The sequence below is a fragment of the Dehalococcoidales bacterium genome (genome assembly GCA_035529395.1).
Taxonomy (GTDB): domain Bacteria; phylum Chloroflexota; class Dehalococcoidia; order Dehalococcoidales; family Fen-1064; genus DUES01.
Genome location: DATKWT010000087.1, coordinates 1 through 4,409 on the forward strand (window position 1 = coordinate 1; position 4,409 = coordinate 4,409).

At 57.7% G+C, this 4,409-nt stretch carries 3 protein-coding genes; all 3 read right to left on the bottom strand.

Features of this window, described 5'->3' with window-relative positions:
* Positions 1-1,184: alkyl sulfatase dimerization domain-containing protein (locus tag VMW13_05725; GenBank protein HUV44311.1), on the bottom strand; the 1,184-nt coding region annotated here is incomplete at its 3' end.
* A gap of 154 nt (positions 1,185-1,338) precedes the next feature.
* A complete protein-coding gene (locus VMW13_05730; GenBank protein ID HUV44312.1) occupies positions 1,339-3,321 on the bottom strand; it encodes an alkaline phosphatase family protein in 1,983 nt (660 codons plus the stop codon).
* A 68-nt stretch (positions 3,322-3,389) separates the two neighbouring features.
* The coding region (locus tag VMW13_05735; protein HUV44313.1) for a CoA transferase at positions 3,390-4,409 on the bottom strand (1,020 nt) is incomplete at its 5' end.

Sequence of the window (4,409 nt, forward strand, 5' to 3'; positions counted from 1 at the left end):
GCCCTGGCATCCAGCAGTGCGGCTTTGAGAAGTGAAGCCTCCTTGTGTTTTGAAGCGTCGTCACTACCTCCGATGGCGAAATCCACCAGATGCAGGGCAAGCTGAATGTCACCTTTCTGCTGCAACTCTCTGGCACGTTCAATCAGTTGTTCCGCACCGGTGAGTCCGGTAACCTCAGCTGCTATTGTAGAGCTGTGAGAAGGGAATAGCTCGCTCGGATTGCCGTCGTACCAGCCGGTGTATCGCCGGTAGACGTCGTGTATGACAAACGTGGGGTGGCCGTAGGCTCCCACAAGCCAGGGGTCGTTGGCCATATCCTCGGGTATTGTTATCTTCTCCAGTATGTCCTCAATCCAGTATTGCTCGTTTAGCAGCCGGACAACCTCATCCTGGATGTATCGCAGGAACTTCGCCGTTTTCAGACACCTTTCTCGTGCCAGACCACTACGTAGAACGCCGAGACCGGCAATGATAAAGTCCGGGTCCTTGTCGGCTATCTTCTCCAGAGCCTCAGCCCATTCCAGAGTATAGCGCTGCTCCTTCAACGGATTGCCGGTATTGGGACAGCCGCCAATCAGCAGGTCACCAATCATGGCAAGCTTACGCTCCGGCACCCACACCCAGATGGTGTCTTCCGTCTCCGCCGGGGCATGGCGAATCTCGAAGGTGAAGCCCCCCAACTTGAACTCCATATAGTCCGAGAAAGTAGTATCAGGATAGACGTACGGCGACGGACGTGGGCTGCTTCCCTGCTTCTGTTGGGCCCTCTGCATTTCGGGACCGGGGAACTGGAGAGAACCGATGTACCGACGCCGTCCGGCCAGCATCCGGTACTTATCAAACCGCTTGGCCAACAGTTCGTGACCGATGATTCGTGGTCGGGGGTGACCTCTCTGCTCGGCATCTTCCAGGAAGGCATGCACGCCGCCGGTGTGGTCTCCGTGACCGTGTGAGTAGATGATGGTGTGGAAAGGAGCGTCTGTCCTTTCCCTTATCCTCCTGACCCTGTCCGGCCCACCCTGAGGCATACCGGTATCAACCACCACCAACCCTTCCCCGGTAATAACCACCCCGCTCGGCCCGGCTACCGGGACAACTCGTCCTATCTTGATTACGTCCGGAGCAAGCTCTTCATCTTTACCCCGGAGCTTTTTTACTTCCTCTATGTCTGAATTCTGAGTCACCACAACCCTCCTTTAGTTCTTAGTAATCCCGGCAGTTTCCGGCTAACCATACACGCCGCCCTGCTGCCTGGTCGTCTGAGTTTCTCTTCGTCAGCGTGGTTCAGAAACGCACCAGGTGCCGCACCATTCTGCCAGTCACCCGGAAGACGCAGGTTTACTTCGGGTCCGGTTCCTCCAGTGCCTGGAAGATTATGGCTCCTTCCGCATCCCTGGGCATCGGCCAACCAGCCAGATAGCAGATGGTGGGAATCAGGTCCAGGCACCAGACATTGCGTTCCAGCTCCACCCCCTTCTTAATACCGGGGCCTGACAACGTGAACACGCCGCGCAGCGAACCCAACCCCCACTCAGCCGTGGGCAGGAAGGGACCGTGCTGGCCGCCGAAGCGCTCGCTGGCCGCGAAAACGACATCACCAACGTAGTCGCCATAGATGTTGATGAAACGAGCATCATCTTTCTTCAGGGCAAACAGTATCGGTTTTAGGCCGGTAGCAGGGTCAACGTATTCAGTCAAAGCCCTGACTACCGCCTCCTGTACCTGGTGATACTCTTCCCCCGGTTCGACGATTCCGTCCGGGTCTCTCCCCTTGACGTTCACGTAGACATACACAGACCTCTGTCCCACCGCCTTTGTCCTGGACCAGTTGATACTACCGTCCTCGTTTCTCATCAGGAGGCCGGCATCTTCCAGAATCTTCTGGAGGTTTGGGGTAGGGCCGTTGGTGGCTTTGGCACCATGGTCTGAAATCAGGGCAAATACAGTCTCGTTTTCGTCGACACAGGCAAACAGGTCAGCAGCAAAACGGTCACAGACCTGGTATATGGCCAACTCCACCTCCTGGTACTTCTTCCACTCGGCCTCACTCTGGGCAGTGGCGGGGTCCATCATCCAGGAGATGGAGTGCCAGGCATGGTCGGGAAGATGGTACTGCATCATGAAGAGGTCCCAGGGTTTGTTTCTCAGGATGTAGGTGCAGGCATCGCTCCACCACTGTTGCTCCAGCTCCGCCAGTTCGAGCACGGTGTCGGTATCAAACCAGCCGCGATCGAACCCGGTGAACCCGGATTCTGGATAAGGCAGCCCTTTTTCCGACTTAATCTCGGCGGCCAGCGAATCAGGGTAGGACCAGCCGTCCAACGCGCAGATGCAGCTATGGTAGATACGGATGTCTTCGGCGTCTCTGGAGAGTTCAAGGAGCTTAAGTGTGAAACCCGCCTTCTTGGGCCCCGCTTCGGTGGGGAATTCTCGGGTGATAATGGGTGACCACTGCCCTTTTTCCAGAACAGCCATAGGCGAAGAGGCATCCTTGCTGTCGCAGATGACCACACGGTCGTAGCCTTCCCCCCTGGTGTCCAGCACGAGCATGTGCCAAACCGGGCGTTGCATCCGATAGCGACCCGATGAAGGGCGAACAACCAGGATGGCCTCCAGTGCTTTCCTGGCCGGGGGCATGTTGCTCCAGCCATCAGGCTCCTTCAGGGCGATGACGTCCGGTTGTCCCTGACCTGGCGTACCCGCGAAAGGTTGTGCGCGTACCACGCCGGACTGGAACGGATTGGTGACGAAGATACGCTCGTAGGACAGGGCACATCGCGGAGCGGCCATGGCACCACCTGCCTCGACACCATGTTGGGCGAAGCGGAAGGCTGTCTCGTCGTCAATTGATGGCGGAGGCTCTTCCGTCTCGCTGCCAAAGGCGCCAGCCGGCCAGAAGTAGTGGTTGACGTCTACACCAGCACCTCCAATCTGATAGCCGTCCTTTACCATCGGGGGCCAGGTACCCGGGTAGTTGATGACTACTGATTTCTTGCCAGCGCGAGCAATGGCGTTCCAGACGAACTCTGCCTTGACATCGCCACTGTAGAAGCCGCCGTGGCTGCGGTTCAGGGGCTCTCCCGGGTAGTGTACGTTAAAATCGGTGATGCCGGCGGTGCTGGGCCAGGCACCTGTGGATATGGCGGTCCAGTTGGGTGGTGTGATTGTTGGCAATGGTAGCATGGCATTCTTTGCCCAGACCCCATTGTTGATGACTCTGGCCATGGCGGGCAGTTTGCCCTCTTTGCAGTACTTGTAGAGTCTGGGAGCAATGGGGGCGTCCAGCCCCAGGATTATGACTTTCTTCGGTCTCGCTGTCATTTCGAAACCCTCCTGCAGAATTACGCCCATGGGACTACGCCCATGGGATTACGCCCATGGAGTTGTGCCTATAGGATAATACCCTCATCCTTAAGCCGGGCAATATCATTCCAGTCATATCCCAGTTCCAGGAGCACTTCCTCGGTGTGCTGTCCTGTCTCGGGAGCGGTGTGCCTCAGGGAAGCGGGGTTCTGATGGAACCTGACCGGCGTGGTTACCATCCTGGTGCGGCCCACCACCGGGTGCTCTATCTCAGTAAAGAAGTCGTTAGCCAGCGCCTGCGGGTCGGCAAGGACTTCGTCAGGCGTTCTGACCCGTCCGTAGATGCAGTTGTGCTCTCTCAGAGTGGTCTCCCATTCGTCCGCGCTCCGGCGGGCAAAGACTTCATCAAGGATATCGATGAGCTCCTCGCAGTGCTGCGCACGGACTTCCATATCAATGAACCGGGGGTCGTTCTCCAGGTCCGGCCTCGCTACAGCCTGGCAGAAATCGTGCCACGAGAGGTCGGACTGAAGCATGACCAGTTGAATCCAGCGGTCGTCTCTGGTGCGGTATTTGCCGACAAGAGGATTCAGCACCCTGGCACGGTCGTGCGGTGCCACGGGCAGGCCGCCCAGGGCAAGCTGGAGGTCGGCCGCCAGCGTCCACACCCCCGAGTGATAGAGAGACAGTTCCAGTAGCTGCCCCTGCCCGGTTTTCTCTCTATGGAGCAGGGCAGCAAGGATGCCGGCGACCATGTGGAATCCCACTGTCCTGTCCATCACACCACCCCGTTGTGTCGGTGGAATGCTTCCGGACTCACCAAGCAGGTACTGCATTCCCGTATTGGCCCAGGCTGCCGCCATGTCGAATCCTCGTCTGTCTTTGTCAGGCCCCTCAGTACCGTAACCAGTCAGGAAAGCATAGATGAGACGCGGGTTAGTGCCGCTCAGAGCAGGATAGTCCATGCCCAGCCTCCGGAGTGCAGCCAGTTCATAGTTGGACATGAACACGTCAGATGCCTTAACGAGGGCGTGGAGGATATCTCTGCCTTTCTCCGTCTTCAAGTCCAGGGCCAGGCTCTTCTTGTTTCGGTTGTGCACTTCAAA

Coding starts and splice junctions, on each gene's coding strand:
- VMW13_05730 (HUV44312.1), bottom strand. CDS start 3,321: ATGACAGCGAGACCGAAGAAAGTCATAATCCTGGGGCTGGACGCCCCC.